This window comes from Lacrimispora sp. BS-2, from assembly GCF_040207125.1.
In the GTDB taxonomy this organism is placed as follows: Bacteria; Bacillota; Clostridia; order Lachnospirales; family Lachnospiraceae; genus Lacrimispora.
Window position 1 is genome coordinate 4,450,594 of record NZ_CP157940.1, and the last position, 21,061, is coordinate 4,471,654.

A 21,061-nucleotide genomic window follows, 5' to 3' on the forward strand; every position below is an offset into this window, starting at 1 on the left:
AAATGGCGAAAATATTATTGGTAGATGATGCAGCGTTTATGAGAATGATGATTAAGGATACGTTATCAAAAAATGGATATACCGATTTATACGAGGCGTCTGACGGAGCTCAGGCTGTGCAGATGTTTTCTGAAATCAATCCGGATCTTGTAATCATGGACATTACAATGCCTAACATGGATGGTCTGGAAGCATTAAAGGCTATAAAGGCAAAATCCCCGGAAGCAGCGGTTGTTATGTGTTCTGCCATGGGACAGGAGAGCATGGTAATCGAAGCCATCAAATCAGGTGCTAAGGATTTTATTGTAAAGCCCTTTAAACCGGACAGGATTCTTAAAACTGTCACAGGTATTATCGGTTAATTTTACCGCAGAGGAGGGGACAAATGTCATTTTTAAGTTCCATGAACATAAGTGCGTCGGCAATGACCGCCCAGCGTCTTAGACTGGATGTTGCATCGGAGAACATTGCGAATATTGATACGACGAGGACGGAAGCAGGTGGGCCATATCAAAGAAAAATGGTGGTGCTTGAATCCAGGAATGAGAATAACTTCCGAAAAATTATGATGAATGCAGCCGGCATAAGCAGGCAGCAGAGCACAGGAGGTGTCAGAGTTTCACAGATAGTGGAAGACACCAGTCCCTTTAAGTCCGTTTACAATCCGGAACATCCGGATGCGGATGAAAACGGCTATGTGCAGATGCCCAATGTGGATTTGCTAAAAGAAACAGTAGACAGTATGTCTGCATACCGGTCCTATGAGGCCAACATAACAGCATTTAATGCCATAAAGATGATGGCCTCCAAGGCATTGGAAATTGGAAAGTAAGGCGTGACTTGGCATAGAGGGCTAATGAGTATAAAGGGAGAAAAGTTGTATGGATTCAAAGAATTTTAGCGCATTTGAAATTGATGCCATAGGTGAAATACTGAATATAAGCCTTGGTGCCTCGGCCACTGCAGTATCTACCATGCTCAATGCCAGAGTTGATATTACCACACCGGTGGTAAAGGTATTATCAAAGGAAGAATTTGAAATTTCAAACCTGGAACCGGCAGTAGGGGTGGAGATTACATATATTGCAGGACTTAGCGGAAGCAATCTAATGCTTTTAAAGAGGCATGATGTAAAAGTAATTGTAGATATGCTCATGGGCATGGAAACGCCGGAGGAAGAATTTGAATTAAATGAACTGAACATCAGTGCCATCTGTGAAGTTATGAATCAGATGATGGGGGCTTCTGCTACGGCACTGTCCGAGTTTTTAGGCAAGACCGTTAATATTTCCACACCCAGCTCTTTTGAGATCGGTGATGTGAATGATTTCAAAGAAAAATATTATAACAATGAAGAATTCATGGTTGTGGTCGGATTTACTTTAAAAATTGCGGACCAGTTGGAAAGTGAATTTATTAACGTAATGTCTCTTGATCTTGCAAAGGACCTGGTCAGTGGATTCTTGCCCCAGGAAATGATGGAACCGGTTCCGGAACCAAAGCCAATCCCGGAGCCAAAGCCAATTCCTGAACCAAAGCCAATTTCTGAACCAGTCATTGAGACGAAAACGGAATTAAGGGAGCCGTCTTCAGGCGGAGTCTTATCTCAGGAAGAGATTGAAAAGCTGTTGTCAGGCAGCTTTGGAGGCGAGGAGCCGATAAATGCTGTACAGCCTGCCGACAAGGAGACGGTTTTAGAAAGTCATGAAATACCGAAGATGACAGGAGATAACCAGATGGCAGTACAGCAGATGATGGGCCAGATACAGATGCAGCAGCAGATGATGAGTCAAATGCAACAAATGATATCACAGCTGCAAAGCGAACAGCAAAATATGAAAAAGACAGGATCTCCAGAACCTAAAACCATAAATGTGAAACCTATCCCCCAAAACAGCTTAAAAGACGGGGGAATTGGATTTGAGGAACAGGAAGAAAACCGGGAACTTATCATGGGAGTGCCCCTTGAGGTGTCTGTTGAAATCGGCAGAACCAGAAAGCTGGTTAAGGAAATCCTTGAATTCACCAAAGGGTCCCTTGTTATCCTTGATAAGCTGGCGGGAGAACAGGTTGATTTATATGTAAATGGCCGCTGCATTGCGAAAGGCGATGTGGTGGTTGTAGATGACAATTTTGGCATCCGTATTACAGAGATTACTAAAAAAAGCGGAGAATAGAGAGGAAGTGGCTGCATTTGAATAGCGTGATCAGTCTGTTATCTGCGCTGCTCCTTACCGTAGTCATTCTGTATTTGAGCTATGTATTTACCAGAAGCCTTGGAAAAGGAGTCGGGATGAAGCGGGGAGGAACCTGCATGCAGATGTTAGACAGGCTTCCCCTGGGACAGGATAAAGCGATAGCAATCGTCCGTGCAGGGAGTCACTATTATCTTATCGGCATTGCTTCTTCTCAGATAACCCTTCTATCTGAACTTTCGGAAGAAGACATTCCAGAGGGAGTTTCAGCCCAGACCCCATTTACCGGGGCGGAAGGGTATGAAAGCTTTAAAAAACTGTTAAAAAAATACACAGACAGACACAGGGATGATGTGTAAGGAGGAACCATGAATACAGATGCCTTGATTAATATTAATGGCGGCCGGGTGCCGACTCTGGAGGTTTTCCTCATTTTGACCATCATTTCCCTGCTGCCATCGATCCTGGTGATGATGACGTCCTTCACGAGGATTATCATTGTCTTATCTTTTACCAGAAATGCCATGGGCGTTCAGCAGAGTCCTCCCAATATGGTGCTGGTTGGAATTGCATTATTTCTAACACTGTTCATTATGGATCCGGTGATAAAGGATGTGAATGCCAATGCTTACCAGCCTTACATCAGGGAGGAGATAAGCCAGAAAGAGGCACTTGACCGGGCGGCAGTTCCTATGAAGCGGTTTATGCTCAAGCAGACGAAGACGGACACACTGAATTTGTTTATTGATTTGTCCAAAACCGACAAACCGGAGAATGTTGAGGAACTTCCAATGACAGTAATCATTCCGTCATTTATGACCTCAGAGCTGGAGCGGGCCTTTACAGCGGGATTTATGATTTTTCTGCCGTTTTTACTGGTGGATATCATTGTGTCCAGTACCTTGATGTCCATGGGTATGGTCATGCTTCCGCCGGCTATGATTTCACTTCCGTTTAAACTACTGTTGTTTGTAACGGTTAATGGATGGGAGCTGCTGTTTTCTAATTTGGTTAACAGCTTCCATTACTGACAGGAGGGATAAAAGATGACGGATGTTGCAGTAAACAGCCTGATGTATGAGTTATTCGGGCTGGTGGTCAAGCTGGCCGGTCCGGCGCTTATTGTCAGCATGATTATCGGAATCATTATTTCCATTGTGCAGGCGGCGACTCAGATTCACGAGCAAACGATTACCTTTGTTCCGAAGCTGATTGTTATAGGCCTGATACTTTTGATAATGGGTGATCATATGATGACCACTCTCAGTGATTTTACTATCAATATTTTTAATACCATGCTGAAATGAGCATGAAACAATTTCCAGGGTCTCATGATGGCCGAAAGACATGGAAAAAGAAGAGGAGAGGAAGGTTTAGATGCTGGAAATAGGACAGGTAATGCTGTTTTCTCTTATTTTTATGAGAATGTCAGGTTTTATTCTTTTAAACCCCATTTTGGGCAGAAGAAATATTCCGGCACAGGTCAAGGGCGGTATGATCATGGTATTTACGCTGTTGATTTATTCTTTTTCCTCGGCTCAGGTGCCAGAGCCTGTAAATTCCATTGAATTTGCAGTACTTCTTTTAAAAGAGTTTGCCGTTGGGTTTGCCATTGGCTTCGTTATGGAATTATTTCTTATGGTCATTACATTTGCAGGGTCAGTCATGGATTTTCAGATGGGTATGTCCATGGCAATGATCTATGACCCTCAGACCAACGCTCAGATCGCTCTTACAGGAACCCTTTATCAGGCGTATTTTATACTGTTGTTTTTTGCGGTGAATGGTCATCTGGCACTGTTTAAGCTTCTCATAAAATCTGCAGAAATAGTTCCTTACGGTCAGGTTGTTTTCGGGAGCCGTGTGGCGTGGGCAATGCTGGAAGTTTTTATCCAGTGCATAGTTATGGCGGTTAAGTTTGCATTTCCTATCGTTGCCATTGAATACTTAACGGAGATCGCTGTCGGGGTTTTAATGAAAATAATCCCCCAGATTAATGTGTTTGTTGTAAACATACAGGCAAAGATCGTAATTGGTTTCATTATGCTGATTTTTCTGTTTTCTCCTATGACGGATTATGTAAGCGGTATGATAAGCCAGATGCTTTTAACAGTTCAGGATATAATCAGACTTTTATAAATGCAAAGGATGTGATGAACGGCAATGCAAGATCCTTCAAAAACCGAAAAGGCCTCACCGAAAAAACGGCGGGATGAACGAAAAAAGGGTCATGTTGCCATCAGTAAGGATGTGGTCATGATAGCTTCCCTGCTTGGAACTTTCGTGCTGCTGAAAATGTTATTTCCTTTCATGTACCGGACCATACGGGATTATATGATAAAATATTTGAGTCTGGCTCCCGGGGTAGAGAATCTGTCTGATTTTTCCGCCGGAATTTTTGGAGATACAGCGTGGGCAATTTTAAAAGCGGCTCTTCCCATTCTTTTGGCAGGTATTGTACTGGCTGTACTGGGAACCGGGGTACAAACAAGATTTTTGATTACAAAAAGCAATTTAGCCCCTAAGTTCAGCCGGCTCAACCCCATTCAGGGAATTAAAAATTTATTTTCAATAAAAAGCCTGATAGAGCTTTTAAAAAATTTGCTGAAGATTATCATACTGGGAATCATCTTGTTCCAGATCATAAAAGGAGATTTAAGGCCAATTGCAAGAACCATTGATATGGACTTAAAAGAATCTGCGATGTATGTGCTGAATGCCATTATGGATATGGTATTCAGGGTTTCACTTATATTCCTGGCCGTTGCCGGTTTTGACTTCTTTTATCAGCGGTGGGATTATGAGCGTCAGATCAGAATGTCAAAGCAGGACTTAAAAGAGGAATTCAAGCAGACGGAAGGAAATCCTGAGATCAAGGGGCGTATCCGTAATCTCCAAAGAGAGAGGGCCCGTTCCAGGATGATGCAGTCGGTTCCTGAAGCAGACGTGATCATACGTAACCCCACCCATTATGCGGTGGCTCTGCGCTATGACATAGAGAAGGACAATGCTCCCGTTCTGCTTGCCAAGGGCCAGGATGAACTGGCCTTGAGGATTGTGGCTATAGGCGAGGAACATGGGGTATATGTGATTGAAAATAAACCGTTGGCAAGAGGCATTTTTGCCGCCACCCAGGTTGGGGCTGAGATTCCTTCTGAATACTACGGTATGGTCGCTGAAATTCTGGTGTATGTATACCGCATGAATAACAAGATCATAGAATAAAGAAAAACAGCAGAGAAACTGAAAGAAATGGTGTAAAAGAATGAAGACTTTACTGAAAAATTCTGTAGTAGTATTTGTCATTTTGATCGTACTTCTATTGATTATTCCATTGCCTCCGTTTTTTGTGGACGTAATGATTATTATAAATATTTCCCTTTCCATGATTATCCTGCTGATAACCATGAACATAAAGGAGCCTTTGGAATTTTCCATCTTTCCGGCCCTGCTTTTAGTGACAACCCTGCTGCGTCTGGGTCTGAATGTGTCTTCAACGAGAAATATTTTGGCCAATCAGGGGTCCTCAGGACAGGTAATCAAAGCCTTCGGTGATTTCGTCTTGCAGGGAAATGTTGTAGTTGGTTTTATCATATTCCTCATTATCGTTCTGGTAAACTTCCTGGTTATTACAAAGGGTACGGAACGTGTATCAGAAGTTGCGGCCAGGTTTACCTTAGACGCCATGCCCGGTAAGCAGATGGCAATTGACGCGGATTTAAGCTCCGGTCTGATCAATGAACAGGAAGCAAAGCTGAGACGGTATAAGGTTCAGAAGGAAGCGGATTTCTACGGAGCCATGGATGGTGCCACGAAGTTTGTAAAGGGAGATGCCATCATGTCCCTGATCACAACTGCCATTAACTTTATTGGAGGCGCCATTATCGGTATGGTGCAGTCAAATCTGGAGTTTGGCCAGGTAATGTCCATTTATTCCATTGCTACGGTGGGTGATGGGCTTGTTTCCCAGGTTCCTTCCCTTCTGATCGCTACGGCTACCGGTATGGTAGTAACAAGAGCCGTATCAGAAGGCACGTTAAATGATGACGTATCCAGCCAGTTTATGGCCCAGCCAAGGGCTATCATGCTCACTGGTTTCGTAATGATCGTGTTAATGCTGGTACCTGGAATGCCTAAGATTCAGTTGGCAGTTATGGCAGCGGTTCTTATTATAACCGGTTATCAGTTAGGACAGAGGGTTCGCCTGTCAGCCTCCGGTCTTCCGGAAATGGCGGCAACCATGGCCGCGCCCGAAGAAACGGCACAGGCACCTTCCGATGAGGAGTCCTACTACCGGGATGTGAACAATGTTTATGCTCTCATTAACGTAGAACCTATTGAGATGGAATTTGGCTATAGTCTGATCCCTCTGATCGACGAGAGCAGCGGTGGGAAGATGATCAACCGGATCGTTATTTTCAGAAGGCAGTATGCACAGGACATGGGGCTTGTCATTCCCTCTGTCAGGCTCAGGGACAGTTCCAGTTTAAACACAAACCAGTATGTCATAAAGATCAGAGGCGAAGAGGTATCCAGAGGAGAAATATTGGTAGATTATTATCTGGCATTGGAACCACCCTCTCTTTCCGGCGAAGTAGACGGAATTGAAACTGTGGAGCCGGCTTATGGAATTCCCAGTAAATGGATCCGGCCGGAAAACAAGGAAATGGCAGAAATTTACGGTTATACCGTTATTGATCCACTTTCTGTCATGTTGACTCATTTATCAGAGACCATCAGGCAGCACGCTTATGAGCTGTTAGGACGGCAGGAAGTCATGCAGTTACTGGAAAATGTGAAGAAGCATTCTCCGGAGCTGGTGGACGAACTGTTTCCCAACCAGTTTACATATGGCGGCATTCAGAAAATTCTCATTAATCTATTGAAGGAAGGGGTTCCAGTCAAAGACATGGAAACGATTCTGGCAACCATAGCAGATTCTCTTCCGACCACCAGGGATATGGATGTGATCACAGAAAACATCAGAATTGCTTTAAAGAGAACCATAACCAGAATGTTCTGCGAAGGAGGACAGATGAAGGTACTCACCCTGGATGCAGAACTGGAAAAAAATATTATAGGCAGTATGGCAAAAGGAGAACAGGGCATCTATCTGGCCCTCAGCCCGGATGTGATGCAGTCTGTAATTGGACAAGTGGGAGAACAGATGAAGAAATTCACAGATTTGGAGCAGAAGCCGGTGGTTCTTACAAGCCAGGTTGTCAGGCTTTATTTCTATCGGTTGATTGAGCAGTTTTATCCCAATGTATATGTCCTTTCCTTTAATGAGATTGCAAATAATATTCAGATTCAGGCAATCGGGAATATTACCCTTTGACCGGATTTTGTTACAGAAAGGCAGTGTTAGTCGGAATGGAACAGGATTTAAGCCAATATACCAATGAAGATTTATTAATTAAATACAAGAGAACAAAAGACATCAGGGTCAAGCATGAACTGGTGATGCGGTATATAAATATGGTCAGGAACATATCTCTCCAGATGCGGGACGTATATTTAAGTTTTGCACAGGTGGAGGATATTGTCAATGAAGGCGTATTGACGATTATGAGCGGAATCGAAAAGTTTGATCCGGAATTAAACGTAAAGTTTGAAACATACATTTCCAAGCGGATTCGTGGAATGGTTATTGATATGGCGAGAAAGCAGGATTGGATTCCCAGAAGCGTAAGAAAAAACGCGAAAATGATGGATAATGCGGTAGTAGAATTGTGCAACCGTCTGGGCCGTTTTCCTACTTCAAAGGAAACAGCGGATTATATGGACATCACCATGGAAAAATACCAGGAGACTCTTGGCAAGACAAATGTTTACAGCGTCATTTCCCTGGACATGGTCCTGGAGGTGGGAAGTGATGATAAAAAGTCAATGCAGCTTCCGTCAATGAGCGAACATGACCAGCCTGAGAATCATTATCTCCAGAAGGAGTTTAAGGAGATTTTGGTTTCCGCCATAAATGATTTAAAAGAAAATGAACAAAAGGTTATCTCATTGTACTATATGGACGAATTAAATATGAGGGAGATTGCGCAGATCATGAACGTCAGTGAACCCAGAATCTCCCAAATTCATTCCAATGCGCTTCAAAAGCTCAGATTGAATCTGACTAATTTCATAAATGAGTAGCAAGAAGGGAGAAATGAAATGTTTCAAGGATTCTATAATCTGGCATCAGGAATGCTGTATCAGACCAGAAACTTAAATGTAATCGGAAACAATATGGTCAATAGTGCAACACCGGGGTATAAACCAGACCGCATGGTCAGCACTACGTTTCGGGAAGAAATGCTTTACCGGAGCGGAAACCGCGACAAAAGCAATCCTGTTCAGATTGGGTCCGTATCAATGATACGTGCTTCCAGAAGTACAGTGACCAGCTATAATCAGGGGGCGGTAGAGGAAACCGGAGGAAACCTGGATTTTGCTTTGACAAAGCCAGGATTCTTTGTCATTCAGGATTCTGCAGGAAATCAGGTTTATACAAGAAACGGTTCATTTACTACTGATGAAGATGGATATCTTTCTTTAGGTTCCCGGGGCAGGGTAATTGGAGAAGACGGAAATCCCATTGAACTTCCCTCAGATCATATTATGGTGGATCAGTCAGGCAATATTTATGAAATGCCTATAAAGGGACAGGGAACCGGAGAGGACGACGGGAATACGGAGGAACAGGAACCGGTTCTCTTGGGAAAACTCCGCGTTGTGGACTTTAATGATTACTCCCAGCTTGTAAAGGGAGACAATGGCGTTTTTACCACGACTGCTGCGGGTAATGGAGTGGATGGAGGAATCCAGTGGAAGTCACTGGAACGGTCCAATATTGATCCTATTGAAGAGATGACCCAAATGATCACCAGCCAAAGAGCGACTCAAAGTGCTGCCCAGGTACTTCGTATATATGACCAGCTTATGGGCAAGGTGGCCAGTGATATAGGCAGAATATAAGGGGGAAGAGCAGATGAACCAGTCTTTTTATATTGGAGCTTTGGGTGCCTTAAATCAGCAGACAAAGCTTAATGTGGTATCTAATAATATTGCTAATGTAAATACAACAGGCTTTAAACCTCAGTACAGTGTGTTTTCTGATCTGATTTATGCCCAGGCAAGAAGTACTCAGGGCGGCAATGCGGCTAAAATGGGCAGTGGAACCAGAGTAGACCTCGTCAAGTCAGATATGACTGATATGCCTTATCGGGAAACAGGGCTTGAGAACGACTACGCCATAGAGGGAGAAGGCTTTTTCATGTTAAAGGACCCGGTTACAGGGGCCATTACCTATTCCAGGGACGGACACTTTCAGCTTTCCATGATGGGAGATAATTATTATCTGGTGAATTCTTCAGGAAAGAGAGTCTTAAACATGGACCAGCAGGAAATTTCATATCCGGTCAAGCCGGCTGTTTATCCCGGACAAGAGGAGGAAATTGAGGAAGAGGAAGAAGAACTGGAAGAAGATGAGCATGATCCGAAAGCCATAGGTGTGTATACCTTTGCAAGGAGAGACGGTATTTCTAACATAGGAAATAACGAATACGCTGTAACGGAAAAAAACGGAGCTCCCATTCTGCTTGAAAAGGCAACGGTAGTCAAAGGTGCCGAGGAGGTGTCCGGCACGGATTTTGCCAAAGAAATGACCAGAATGATGGAGGCACAGAGAGCATATTCTTACTCTCTTAAAATGGTGCAGACCTCCGATGAAATTGAAACAACCATAAATACACTTCGGCAAGGCTGAGGATAGTTTATCAGGAAGGAGGGTAATATCATGAAGATAACACGTTACGATGAAATGAGTGGATTAGGGCTGGACTTAATCCGGGAGATAGGCAGTATAGGCACAGGAAATTCAGCCACAGCTCTTTCCTCCATGTTGGGAAAGGCTGTGCGCATGACTCTTCCGGATGTGCAGATTCTCGGTTATAATGATGCCATTAAATTTTTGGGAGACCCGGAAGAAATTGTGGCGGCTATATTGGTAAAGATGTCTGGAGAGATCAACGGCCTGATGCTGTTTGTCCTTAAGTTGGATTTTATCAACGAGGTTTTATCCAGTCTTATGCAGGAGGAAATTGAAGATTATTATCAGCTAAACGTTTTGGAAACCTCTGCACTGGAAGAGGTGGGAAATATTATCATATCTTCTTACGTCAATGCAATCTCCTCCCTCAGTGACGTTTCCATTAATTTGTCTGTTCCTGATATAGCAGTAAATATGCTGGGCGGAATTTTAAGCGTGCCTATGGTGGAATTTGGCTATCAGACGGATAAAATGATGATGATCAGCGGCCAGTTTATCATAGGTGGTAAGGTGCTCCACAGTGATCTTCTGATGATGCCGGAAATTCAGTCATTGAACTTTTTAATGGAAAAGCTGGGGATAATCAATGGATAAAAATCTGACGGTTGGAATCGCAGACATGAAGTTTGCCAGGCAGGAGGGAATTTTAATCACTTATGCCCTTGGTTCCTGCATTGGGATCAGTTTGTATGATCCAATGATCAAGTTAGGAGCTTTGGTACATATTATGCTTCCTGAGGTATTCGGTTCAGGTGATGGGAATATATTTAAATACGCAGATACCGGACTGGCTGAGACACTGCGTAAGATAGAAATCATGGGAGCCAGAAAGCCCAGATTGATTGCTAAGATTGCCGGAGGAGCCAAGATGTTTGAATTACAGGGAAAAAGTGCTCTTGGTAATATCGGCGCCCGTAATATTGTCAGCGTGAAGCAGATTCTTCGTTCAGAGGGAATCCGCCTTGTGGCTGAAGATGTGGGAGAAAATTACGCACGGACCATGACTTTTGATGTGAGTACAGGAGGCGTCAGAATCAGGACTTACGGTAGGGCGGAAATTGACTTGTAAACATTATGAACCGGAAGAAATATGCCGATATTTTATTAGGCAGATGTTTTTGCCGGATTATATTGAGATAAAGGAGAAGAAGTATGGCAGAAACAGAGATTTTGTTAGAGTCAGGAACCAATGAGATCGAAATAATGGAATTTACCATTTACGGTGAATTATATGGCATTAATGTAGCAAAAGTACGTGAAATCATGATGTCAGATAAAGTAAAGCCCATTCCTCATGCTCACCCTTCTGTGGAGGGAATATTTAAGCCCAGAGAAATCCTTCTCACTGTAATTGACCTTCCTTATTACCTGACAGGAAGAAAAACGGAGCAGCAGCCAAAAGATTTATTCATTATTACCAACTTTAACAAGCTGCATATTGCTTTCCGTGTTCACAGCGTGGTGGGAATAAGCCGCATTTCATGGGAGGATATACAGAAGCCGGACAATACCATCAGCCGGGGGGAGGAAGGAGTGGCAACAGGTATTGCCCAATGTGGCGGTGATCTGGTGACAATCCTGGATTTTGAAAAAATTGTAGCGGAAATTGCTCCGGAAACAGGGATCCAGCTGGAGGAGATTACCAGATTTGAAGACAGGGAAAAAAATGAAAGTCCAATCCTCATTGCAGAGGATTCCATTCTGTTGACCAGGATGATAGAAACCTCACTCAGGAAAGCAGGCTACAATAACCTGACTTTTAAGAATAACGGGCAGGAAGCGTGGGACTACCTAAATGAGATTCGTAACGATTCGGATCTTGATAAAAAGGTTAACCTGATTATTACAGACATCGAAATGCCGAAAATGGATGGCCACCATCTGACAAAGCTGATTAAGGAAAATATGGCCTTACAGCATATCCCGGTTATTATCTTTTCTTCCATGATCAATGATGAATTAATGATCAAAGGAAAACAGCTGGGTGCAGATGAGCAGTTGTCCAAACCGGAAATCGGACATCTGGTAGAAGTGATCGACCATTTGCTTCAAAGGAGGTAAAAGAATGGATAGATATGTCACCCGGCAGCCTATTAAGGCACTTGAGGAGGATAAGATCATCGGCTACGAGGTGCTGTTTCAAAAGGATTATGACGCCCTGTATAACAGTTCCGACGTGGCGGCGGCAGATACCATTGCAGGTTTTCTTATGCAGAACACCGAAAGGATTTTCCAGGATAAACTTACATTTGTAACATTTACTCCTTCTTTGTTGTTTCGTAATATGCCGAAAATTTTTGATAAGGATAAATTAATTATTCAAATTGAAGATCATGTAATGATCCATCCCTTATCACCCACCATAATCAAAAAATACCGCACAGAAGGCTATGTATTTGCCATCAATGATTTCCAGTTCTCTCCCAAGTATTTTGCCATGCTGGATTATGTTACCTACATAAAAGTGGATATCAGCAGCAAACACGAAGGAAGAGAACGGATTTCCTTAAATAATCTGATCAATACCATGAAAGGCTTTGATAAGAAATGCATTGCAACCGGAGTCAATACCAAGGAGGATTATGAGCTTGCCATGGAAGTCGGTGCTGACTATGCGGAAGGCAGTTATGTGGCAGAGGCCATGGCCAGGAAAGTAAAGCGGCTGGAATTCCTGGAAGGGAATTTCTTCCAGCTTGTTGTGGAGGTATCGAAAGATGAACCGGATATTGAACGGATAGAAGAGGTCATAAGCCATGATGCGGCGTTAAGCTACGCTCTTCTTAAAATCGTGAATTCCGCATATTTTGCCCTGCGAAGACGGGTGTCATCCATCCGCCAGGCGCTGGTGACCATGGGAATCAGCCAGTTAAAGCAATGGGTATATCTTTTAAGCTTTAACAATGATTTTGAAAGTGATGAGTCCCGTGAGGCCATGATGAAGCTGTCCTTCCTTCGGGCTAATTACGCGATGGTCCTTTCCGACTACATCGAGGACCTGCCCATTATCCGGTCAGAGGTTTATATGATGGGAATGTTCTCGACCCTGCAGTACATGATTGATGCGCCTTTGGAGGAAATACTGGAAGAAGTACCGGTAGCCCAGGAGATTAAGGATGCACTTCTTAGCCAGGAAGGGATATGCGGAGCACTTTACAAACTCATTCTCAGCTATGAAAATGCGGACTGGAAAGCAGTAAAATCCCTGTCAAATGAATTAGGTATTCCTTCTTCTTTGCTGGCGCAAACCTATATGGATTGTGTGGAAACGGTAAATGAGATATGGGAAGGGGTTATAAGCAACGGAGACCGGGAATCAGAGAATGTAATAAAAGAAGCCCACACCTAATGGTGTGGGTTTTCTTTTACCGTAGAGCAAGCTTTGGTTAATTCTACAACCACCTGCTGGGAAAAGCGGGTGGAATAAAAGTTTAAAAGAGGAGAAGCGGTGGCTTGCTCCGCAACAATATATTTGGGAGGCAGATGGGACAGAGTCAGGGCCGTTACATCGGCAGTGCACCGCTCACAACTGCATACATCAAATTTATCCATGTATTCTGGTGCCGTATTTTTTATGATGTGTTCCATAACATTCAAATATTGAAATGGTGGAATCAATGGTTCCGGGACCTTAGGTTCTGCTCCCTGGTCAAGAGCTGGAGCCTCCAGGTCAGGAGCGTTTTCCGTCTCTCCCATATCCTCTATATCCTCCGTTTTCTCCGCTTCTTCTAACTGTTCCCTGATCAATTCTGCTACCGGGTCTGGAGCAGAAGAGGACATGTCTATAATAGAAATAGGAGTCGGGGGAGAAGGCGGCTGATTTGAATCAGTAAGTTCCCTGATTTTTTCTGTGGAATCGGAGGTTTGCCTGGCTGCAAGATTTTCCCTGGCAGCCTCTTCTTTTGAGGATTCAGCCTCTTCCCCTGCTAACAGATTCATAACATGAGCTGTTTTACTGCTTTTTCTGGCCATAATTGAAACTCCCTTCAGGTAATTAATTTTTGTGTTGTTTAATCAATTCCAGAACCTCGGAAATCAATTCCCTGTAATCCTTGGCCGGATTGGATCTGGGAGCATAATCCAGAAGATTTTCTCCCTGGGCCGGGGCCTCCGCCACACTGACACTGGATCGAATATGAGTGTTAAATACCGTAGAGTTGATCTGTAAGGCGATTTTCTGAGCCATCTCTTTTACCTCTTTGGAAAGGAGGGTTCTGGGATTATATTTGTTAAGCAGTATTCCAAGGACCACCAGATCCGGATTGACGGAGGAACGGACGGTGTTGATGGTATCTTTAATCTGGGAAACTCCCAAAAGGCTTAGAATTTCCGGAATCATAGGAATGATCAGATAGTCGGCAGCCGCATAAGCATTTACAGTTAGAATATTTAAGGCAGGGGGAGTATCAATAATAATGTAATCGTAATATCCGGCCACAGTAGAGAGAATATTTTTCAGAATACATTCCCGCTGCTTTCCCGTAAACTCCAGTTCAGCTCCGCTTAAGAGGATGTTGGAGGCGATTACATCGCAGCGCTTTGTAGACTGGATAGCCTCCTGCAGGGAAGCAGTCCCCTTTAAAACTTCGTATATGGTTGCGCCGGATTCGATCTGCAGTCCAAGGCTGAAACCCAAGTTGCCCTGAGGGTCTAAATCCACTGCCAAAACTCTTTTATGATTCATGGACAGGCCGCAGGCAAGAGCACAGGAAGTGGTTGTTTTGCCTACGCCGCCTTTTTGATTTGTAATTGCAATGACTGTTGACAACTTCTATTCCTCCAATCGTAAATTGAAATAAAACTATTATCTTTAGTATACAATATGTCGATAAATAAGTATAGTAAAAACAAGAAAAAAACAGAATTTTGACGAATCAAATCGCTTGTATTGTTTAGAAAGGAGTTTTTCATATGGCATCAGTATATAATAATATTTCCAATACTACTTCCGCCTCGTCTATCCGTGGTTTTGGGGGCCTTGCCAGTGGCTTGGACAGGGACAGCCTTATAGAGGGAATGACAGCCGCAACAAGGGCTAAGATTGCCAAACAACAAAAGAGCAAACAGACTATGCAGTGGAAGCAGGATGCCTATCGGTCCATCAGCTCCAAGCTGATTGAATTTTCAAGAAAGTATACATCCTATACCAATCCGGAAACCAACCTTGCAAGCGCTGCCTTCTGGACCAGAAGCAATGTTACACCAACCGGAATCAACAGTAAGTATATCCAGGTAACCGGAAGTCCCACCAGTTCCAGTAATATCTCCATCGCAGGGGTGGAACAGCTTGCAAAAAAAGCCTCTGTGGTTTCCAGTGATTATGTTACCAGCGGAGCGCTGACGACTGGAGAGCTTAAGGTAGATGAAATGACGACAGTCAGTACTTTGGCTGGGGAGAGCTTAAAATTTAAGGTTAATGACAAAACTTACAATGTGCAGCTGGGAAACGGTAATTATTCCAATGCCACCGAAGCCGTAAAGTCCATCAAAGAAGCGCTGAAGGGTATAGCCGTAGGAGGCAGGACTCTGGCAGATATCGTTGATGTAGAGGCAGAGACAGGTACTCCAGATGCAGAAAATGCTCCGTTTAAACTAAATTTCAAGTCCATAGATGGTGCAGGAAATACGGTCAGCATGGCAGGCGGAAGCGATGGTGCATTGAAGGCTCTTGGCTTTGAAAGCCAGGAAGCGTTTGCAACATTGGCAGAACAGGGTAAGACTGTCATGAATGGGTCTGGATTTGACATGCCCCAGGATGAATGGAATAATATCAAGGCTAAACAGGACTTTTTCAAAGAACTCTCGTTTCAGGACAGAGTAAATGGGAAAAAGATGACCTTTACTTATAACGGGGTTTCAAAGTCCATAACGCTTGAATATGATCCCAATGAACCGAATGCATTAGATAAATTTGCTGCAGATATTGAGAATAAGCTTGCCAAGGAATTTGGGTCAGGAAGAATTGCAGTGAGTATTACAGATGGTCAGCTCCAGTTTAAGACACAAAAGCCTAACGCTAGCGGAGAGATTGACTACTCTTCCGAATTGTCAATTTCATCTGCTGATGCAGGATTGCTGGGAACGACTGGAGCTTTAAAAGTAGAAAAAGGACAGTCAAACCGTCTGAACCTGGATGTGGCAGTTGGACAATCCGGCTTAAAGAATATTCCGTCAGGTTGGGATATTACGATTAATGGAAAAACCATTACAGGAATTGATTCCAATAGTACTATGAATGATATCATCAATAAAATAAATTCCTCCGATGCCGGTGTAACCGTGACTTATATGAAAAATGCAGACTGTTTCTCTATCGTATCAAACGAAGAGGGAGCCTCTGGAAGTGTAAAACTCAGTAACGATGCTGCAATGCTTTTTGGTGCCATGAAAGAAGATGGTACAGCACTGGAAGGCATCGGTCAGGACGCTATCATCAACGTAAGATACGGCGACTCAGCAGATACGGTGAAGCTGACGAGAGGAAGCAACACGTTCACCCTGGAGGGGATGAATGTTACCGTGAGCGGAACCTTTAATAAGGATGGAGACGATAAATCCCAGGAGGTTATCCTTAATGCCAAAGCGGATTCTGATAAAATCGTGAAAGCGGTTACCGATATGATTAAGGATTACAACGCCCTTATTAAGCTGGTAAACGATGAGATTTCCACAAAGCCAAACCGGAATTATGGGCCTTTGACGGATGAGCAGAAGGCGGAAATGAAGGATAGCCAGATTGAAAAGTGGGAGACAGAGGCAAAGAAGGGCTTGCTTTTCGGTGATTCGGAATTAAGAAGTCTGTCTGACAGCATGCGTTTTGTCTTTGGTGTAGGTTCATCTGAGACGGCCCGTCTGGAAGCTCTTGGATTTTCCAAAAGTACCGACTATTCAGAAAATGGAGCCATTGTATTCAATGAGGAAAAGTTCCGTACAGCTCTTGAAAACTCAGGAGAAGAGCTTCAGGATTTATTCACCAGGAGTGCGGATGCTTCTACAGGGGATCAGGGCGGAGTCATGAAGCGTCTCACTGGAACCATCAACAAATACGCATCTGTCACTGGTGCTTCAAAGGGTAGCCTGGTTGAAAAGGCAGGGTCAGTCTATGCTCCTAGCAGCATTCTTTCCAATACCCTTAAGAAGTCTATGGATGAGGTTGACAAGTATATTAGTCGTCTCCAGTCTCAGCTCAAGGTAGAGACGGACAGGTATATTAAGCAGTTTACCAGCCTGGAGACAGTGATTGCTCAGATGAATTCTCAAAGCAGTTGGCTGCAGAGTTCATTTGGTGGTTAATGAAGAGGTGGTGTATAATATGAATGCCTATGGTTATCAAAATTACAAAGCGCAGGCGGTAAATACCATGACTCCTGGAGAGATGCTTGGTCTCCTGTATGATGAGCTATTGAAACGCCTGACGAGAGCACAGCTTTCCCTGGAGAAAAAGGATTATATGCTTTTTGACCAGTCCATGCAGCGTTCTGTTGAAATTGTTAATTATTTGAAGAATACCCTGGATCTTAAATATGAAATAAGTTTTGAACTGAAACGGATGTATGACTTTTTTCTTTATGAGTTCAGCCGGATTAGCGCAGGAAGAAATCCAAAGGTAATCGCAGAAGTCAGACCCTTGATTGTAGAGTTGAGAGATGCCTTCAAAGAGGCGCAGCGGTTAAGCAGTTAAAAAAGGTGCCGGAGGGAAAAAAATCTCTCCGGTTATTTAATATTCAGTTATAAGAATGAGGGAGGATGAATATGGAAGATTCCATACTGGTTGAAATTCTTAAAGAGATGCAGAAGAAATATATGTTTATAACTGAAATTGAGCGCATTACCCGGGAGATGGGTGATGCTCTGTCTCGAAATGACAGGGAATTGGTTCAAATGTTATTGGGAATGCGCCAGGATGAAATGAACAAAGCAGATGTATGCACCAAGAATGTAGAATGCCTGATATCCGCCCTATCACCCGATGAAGGCAGTCAGGTAAGAGAGTGGCTAAATGGCAAAGGAGGCGGGAACCCTGACAATCCTACGGCTCAGCTGCTGGCGGAGAAGGGAAAAAGTATTCAGCTGGTACTGAAACGGACCATTGAAGTGGACCGCCTCATCAGCATACGGTTATCAGGAAAAGATTCTTACTATCACTAATAATCAAGAAAGCCAGGTTACTTAACCCGGAGGGCCTATCATCCAAAGAGGTCCCCCGCTTGAAGCGTGGTAGTTTAATTCCTTCAATATAATAGAGGGATCCCAGTCTATTTGAGAATTATCGTATTGATTGGCATCAGCAATTTTTATCATTCCCTCTTTTGTAAAGCGGGTAAGGATAATAAAATGGCCGTTCTGGGTGAAATGCCCCTTTTTCATAAGGGCTACCACCAAATGACCGGAATTTAATGCATCTGCCAGCCCCTGAACCGTATAATCTTTCACTGGTGCGGCATTCAGGCCATAAGCCAGGGCGCTGTCTAATATCAGGCGGTGATAAGAACCCTGACCGGGGGCCCAGGACTTATTTGCTGCCGCCCACACAGCCATATCAGGTGGAAGCACCTGATTACCGGTAAGGCTTGTGACAACCATGGCCATGACCGTGGGGCCGCAGCCATAGGTGGAAAGAGGATCCTTTCCACCATATAGAAAGCTGCCCCATCTTGCGTCAGACTGGTTGTAGTAGGTAAGAGGGCCGCATACGCTGTCCAGCATGAGGTCATATCTTCCCTCTTGAGGAAAATCGGCTGTTGGCATTTCAGGGCTTTCATTTTGAGAATAGTCCGAGATAATTGCTGTTTCTCCCGGGATTGCCTGATCATTGGAATGGGAGGACATAAAAGGGATTACAGTCAGAAACAGAGTTCGGAACAGGATATATTGGATGGTATTCAACACATTCACCTTTTCTATAGTAATATTCATTTCTATGTTATTTATCGAACTGCTGTCTGATAAAGTTAAGATTGCTATAAAAAAACCGATATATAGTATATGAAGTGTTATTTTTTTAGCGGTAAATGATCTGCTGACAGCAGGAAAACGTATATTGATTAAAGGTGGAATCGTGAATGAGTAAAGGATACGAAGAACGGTATTTAATGACATTGCTGTCATCAGTGCTGAACCAGAAGGAATCACCGGCGCCGCTGAGGTACTTAAATTGGGAAAAGATGTTTCGGATTGCTGATTATCACCGTGTGGCTCATGTTGTTTATTACGGAATTATGGGATTAGATGAAGAGATACCTCAGTCAGTCCGTCAGCGTTTTTTTGATAAATATTTAGAATCCGTTCATAGGGTCGAACGTTTACGTTCAGCAGAAAGGCAGGTACAGAATCTTCTGGAAAGGAACGGGATTAACTGCTTTTTTTTAAATTATTCTGATTTTGTTAACTGCTATCCTGTCGAAGAAATGTGCTGCAGGGAATTTATAGAGATCGGTACGGAAAAAAAGTATGCCCAGGCCGTCAGATCACTTCTTTGGGATGCGGATTTTGAAGAACGATATACGGAAATTCGAGGGGAACTCTACTACCGGGTTCCGGGGAATAAAGTTTTATGTTTCAATCAGACCATGTTTTTTAGCAGGTCCATGCAGAAATTTTATATCAATCTGGTTCATTCCCTGACCAATAAAAGGGGCTTTTACCATATCCGGGAGATGAATGCCAGTGAGATGTATTTATTCCTTATGTGCAGGCTGACGGATTCTTATGCCAGAGGAGATATCAGTTTGAGCCAAATTATGGATTTTTGGGCATTTTATAAAACCCAGGGAGAATTCTTTTTATGGCCTTATATTTATGAACGTTTGAAGGAGCTTAAAATAGATGAATTTGCGGAACGTCTGGAATATCTTATCCTCCGCTGGTTTGGCACTGGAACGGGAATTGAAAATGTGGAAATATACGATGCCATGGAATCTTACATCTTCAGCAAAGGAGCGGAAGGGCGTGAAATCAGTGAGCAGTTCCTGCCCTTGATCAAAACGGTTGCCGATTGTTACTCCAGGGATAGGAAAAAAGAAGAATTCAAAAGGCTGGTAGCGTGGCTGTTTCCGGAACGGGATTATATGGAAACCATATATCCGGCATTAGAGAAAGCCGGCGTATTCCTCCCCGTTTTTTGGCTTATCCGTCTTGAACGATATTTCAGAAGGATGGCTGTCAACAGAATGGAAGAAAAGTTCCGGATCTCTAAACGGACATTTTTTCGGTTTATTTGGAGAAAGTATCAGGCAGTAAATGCAAAAGAGGCGGAAGAAATAATTGAAATAGAAGAGAAAAAGGAAATAGAGCAAAAAAATCAAAAGGAAGAAAAAACAGCGGAAATACCTAAATAATATCAGGTATTTTCGCTGTTTTTTGACTGGCTCATTAAGTCCTTGATTTTGGAAATAGAGCCTGCGTTTAGATGAGAGGAAGCGGCCTCCTGATTGGCCGAGACAGCTTCCAATAACTCTGTACGAAGAATTGAAATTTCCTTTGGTGCATCGATAGCTAACTTTACCCAGTCATTTCCAGTTTCAATAACTGTAACCGTTATATTGTCACCAATAGTAAGGGACTGGTTATTTTTTCTTTGAAGAATCAGCATACAAATCCCCCTTTTTTATAAAATCCTTAAGCGGATGACGGAAACGGTAAAGGGGATTATCCAAAATTATCTGTCTGGCTTCCCGGGTTTCTGTATTTACCGCAATAGGAGCCTTTAAATTTACCGTGCTGTTCTCCATGGGGTCATGGATCACGCTGATAACATAATAAGAAACATTATCTTCGCTGTCTGCAATTTTTAAAAGTCTTTGATCCTCTTTCGATAATTCCGGTTCGTATTTCTCATAAAACTGGAATGGATTCATAAGAATAAAGGAAACGCTCAAATCTTCTACGGACTGCAGGCAGATCAAGGCATCGCTGTTCTCCTGAAAGGCCAGAGGAACATAATTTTTCAAGTCAGTAAAACCAAACAGCCCGTCAGAAAAATGTATGAATTCTTTTTCTGAACAGGAAATCTTGCCAAAATATTGTGTATTGATTTCCATAAATACCT

At 43.2% G+C, this 21,061-nt stretch carries 25 protein-coding genes; 20 read left to right on the top strand and 5 right to left on the bottom strand.

Going from position 1 to position 21,061, the window contains the following annotated elements; genetic code table 11:
* Positions 1-2 precede the first annotated feature (2 nt).
* The 16 genes from ABFV83_RS20760 to ABFV83_RS20835 all read left to right on the top strand — a co-directional run bounded on the left by ABFV83_RS20760 (position 3) and on the right by ABFV83_RS20835 (position 13,363).
* Positions 3-362: a response regulator gene (locus ABFV83_RS20760; RefSeq protein ID WP_349946647.1), complete on the top strand. Its 360-nt coding sequence runs from the start codon at positions 3-5 to the stop codon at positions 360-362.
* A gap of 23 nt (positions 363-385) precedes the next feature.
* A complete protein-coding gene (flgC, locus tag ABFV83_RS20765; protein ID WP_349946648.1) occupies positions 386-832 on the top strand; it encodes a flagellar basal body rod protein FlgC in 447 nt (148 codons plus the stop codon).
* A gap of 49 nt (positions 833-881) precedes the next feature.
* A complete protein-coding gene (gene fliN / locus ABFV83_RS20770; protein WP_349946650.1) occupies positions 882-2,177 on the top strand; it encodes a flagellar motor switch protein FliN in 1,296 nt (431 codons plus the stop codon).
* A gap of 26 nt (positions 2,178-2,203) precedes the next feature.
* The gene (locus tag ABFV83_RS20775; RefSeq protein WP_349948960.1) at positions 2,204-2,554 is read left to right on the top strand and encodes a flagellar biosynthetic protein FliO; all 351 of its coding nucleotides are present in this window, start codon (positions 2,204-2,206) and stop codon (positions 2,552-2,554) included.
* 9 nt (positions 2,555-2,563) lie between these two features.
* Positions 2,564-3,226, top strand: a complete 663-nt coding sequence (gene fliP, locus ABFV83_RS20780; protein WP_349946652.1) for a flagellar type III secretion system pore protein FliP — start codon at positions 2,564-2,566, stop codon at positions 3,224-3,226.
* Between the two features lie 15 nt (positions 3,227-3,241).
* The gene (locus tag ABFV83_RS20785) at positions 3,242-3,502 is read left to right on the top strand and encodes a flagellar biosynthetic protein FliQ (RefSeq protein ID WP_054741974.1); all 261 of its coding nucleotides are present in this window, start codon (positions 3,242-3,244) and stop codon (positions 3,500-3,502) included.
* A 70-nt stretch (positions 3,503-3,572) separates the two neighbouring features.
* Positions 3,573-4,334, top strand: a complete 762-nt coding sequence (fliR, locus tag ABFV83_RS20790; protein WP_349946654.1) for a flagellar biosynthetic protein FliR — start codon at positions 3,573-3,575, stop codon at positions 4,332-4,334.
* A gap of 24 nt (positions 4,335-4,358) precedes the next feature.
* Positions 4,359-5,420, top strand: a complete 1,062-nt coding sequence (flhB, locus tag ABFV83_RS20795; RefSeq protein WP_349946656.1) for a flagellar biosynthesis protein FlhB — start codon at positions 4,359-4,361, stop codon at positions 5,418-5,420.
* Between the two features lie 40 nt (positions 5,421-5,460).
* The gene (gene flhA, locus ABFV83_RS20800; protein ID WP_349946658.1) at positions 5,461-7,533 is read left to right on the top strand and encodes a flagellar biosynthesis protein FlhA; all 2,073 of its coding nucleotides are present in this window, start codon (positions 5,461-5,463) and stop codon (positions 7,531-7,533) included.
* Positions 7,534-7,568: 35 nt separating this feature from the next.
* Positions 7,569-8,342, top strand: a complete 774-nt coding sequence (locus ABFV83_RS20805; RefSeq protein WP_349946660.1) for a FliA/WhiG family RNA polymerase sigma factor — start codon at positions 7,569-7,571, stop codon at positions 8,340-8,342.
* A gap of 18 nt (positions 8,343-8,360) precedes the next feature.
* Positions 8,361-9,164 carry a flagellar hook-basal body protein gene (locus ABFV83_RS20810; RefSeq protein WP_349946662.1) on the top strand — a complete coding sequence of 268 codons (804 nt, stop codon included), beginning with the start codon at positions 8,361-8,363 and terminating at the stop codon, positions 9,162-9,164.
* Positions 9,165-9,177: 13 nt separating this feature from the next.
* Entirely contained in the window at positions 9,178-9,954 is a 777-nt protein-coding gene (locus ABFV83_RS20815) for a flagellar hook-basal body protein (RefSeq protein ID WP_349946664.1), read from the top strand.
* Between the two features lie 30 nt (positions 9,955-9,984).
* Entirely contained in the window at positions 9,985-10,611 is a 627-nt protein-coding gene (locus ABFV83_RS20820) for a chemotaxis protein CheC (protein WP_349946665.1), read from the top strand.
* Positions 10,604-11,086: a chemotaxis protein CheD gene (locus ABFV83_RS20825; RefSeq protein WP_349946667.1), complete on the top strand. Its 483-nt coding sequence runs from the start codon at positions 10,604-10,606 to the stop codon at positions 11,084-11,086. The genes ABFV83_RS20820 and ABFV83_RS20825 overlap by 8 nt, the downstream gene beginning before the upstream one ends.
* 83 nt (positions 11,087-11,169) lie before the next feature.
* The gene (locus tag ABFV83_RS20830) at positions 11,170-12,078 is read left to right on the top strand and encodes a chemotaxis protein (protein WP_349946669.1); all 909 of its coding nucleotides are present in this window, start codon (positions 11,170-11,172) and stop codon (positions 12,076-12,078) included.
* Positions 12,079-12,082: 4 nt separating this feature from the next.
* Complete coding sequence (locus ABFV83_RS20835; protein WP_349946671.1) at positions 12,083-13,363, top strand: HDOD domain-containing protein; 1,281 nt, start codon at positions 12,083-12,085, stop codon at positions 13,361-13,363.
* Here ABFV83_RS20835 and ABFV83_RS20840 read toward each other — a convergent pair.
* The gene (locus ABFV83_RS20840) at positions 13,360-13,986 is read right to left on the bottom strand and encodes a late competence development ComFB family protein (protein ID WP_349946673.1); all 627 of its coding nucleotides are present in this window, start codon (positions 13,984-13,986) and stop codon (positions 13,360-13,362) included. The two genes, ABFV83_RS20835 and ABFV83_RS20840, sit on opposite strands and share 4 nt — an antisense overlap.
* 22 nt (positions 13,987-14,008) lie before the next feature.
* Entirely contained in the window at positions 14,009-14,782 is a 774-nt protein-coding gene (locus ABFV83_RS20845) for a ParA family protein (protein ID WP_349946675.1), read from the bottom strand.
* A gap of 143 nt (positions 14,783-14,925) precedes the next feature.
* Here ABFV83_RS20845 and fliD point away from each other — a divergent pair, with 143 nt between their 5' ends.
* The 3 genes from fliD (at position 14,926) to ABFV83_RS20860 (ending at position 18,162) form a co-directional block, all read left to right on the top strand.
* Positions 14,926-17,307, top strand: a complete 2,382-nt coding sequence (gene fliD, locus ABFV83_RS20850) for a flagellar filament capping protein FliD (protein WP_349946676.1) — start codon at positions 14,926-14,928, stop codon at positions 17,305-17,307.
* A gap of 19 nt (positions 17,308-17,326) precedes the next feature.
* A complete protein-coding gene (gene fliS, locus ABFV83_RS20855) occupies positions 17,327-17,695 on the top strand; it encodes a flagellar export chaperone FliS (protein WP_349946678.1) in 369 nt (122 codons plus the stop codon).
* 71 nt (positions 17,696-17,766) lie between these two features.
* Positions 17,767-18,162 (top strand): hypothetical protein, encoded by a 396-nt coding sequence (locus ABFV83_RS20860; RefSeq protein WP_349946680.1) that lies wholly within the window; start codon positions 17,767-17,769, stop codon positions 18,160-18,162.
* A 21-nt stretch (positions 18,163-18,183) separates the two neighbouring features.
* On the opposite strand, the gene ABFV83_RS20865 is transcribed toward ABFV83_RS20860, so the two are convergent.
* On the bottom strand, positions 18,184-18,900 hold the full coding sequence (locus ABFV83_RS20865) for a C39 family peptidase (RefSeq protein WP_349946682.1): 717 nt from the start codon (positions 18,898-18,900) through the stop codon (positions 18,184-18,186).
* A gap of 176 nt (positions 18,901-19,076) precedes the next feature.
* On the opposite strand from ABFV83_RS20865, the gene ABFV83_RS20870 reads away from it, so the two are divergent.
* The gene (locus ABFV83_RS20870; protein WP_349946684.1) at positions 19,077-20,351 is read left to right on the top strand and encodes a nucleotidyltransferase family protein; all 1,275 of its coding nucleotides are present in this window, start codon (positions 19,077-19,079) and stop codon (positions 20,349-20,351) included.
* Between the two features lie 2 nt (positions 20,352-20,353).
* Here ABFV83_RS20870 and ABFV83_RS20875 read toward each other — a convergent pair whose 3' ends face one another.
* Both ABFV83_RS20875 and fliW read right to left on the bottom strand, forming a co-directional pair.
* Entirely contained in the window at positions 20,354-20,605 is a 252-nt protein-coding gene (locus tag ABFV83_RS20875) for a carbon storage regulator (RefSeq protein WP_349946685.1), read from the bottom strand.
* The gene (gene fliW / locus ABFV83_RS20880; RefSeq protein WP_349946687.1) at positions 20,580-21,053 is read right to left on the bottom strand and encodes a flagellar assembly protein FliW; all 474 of its coding nucleotides are present in this window, start codon (positions 21,051-21,053) and stop codon (positions 20,580-20,582) included. Before fliW ends, ABFV83_RS20875 begins: the two co-directional genes overlap by 26 nt.
* Positions 21,054-21,061 lie beyond the last annotated feature (8 nt).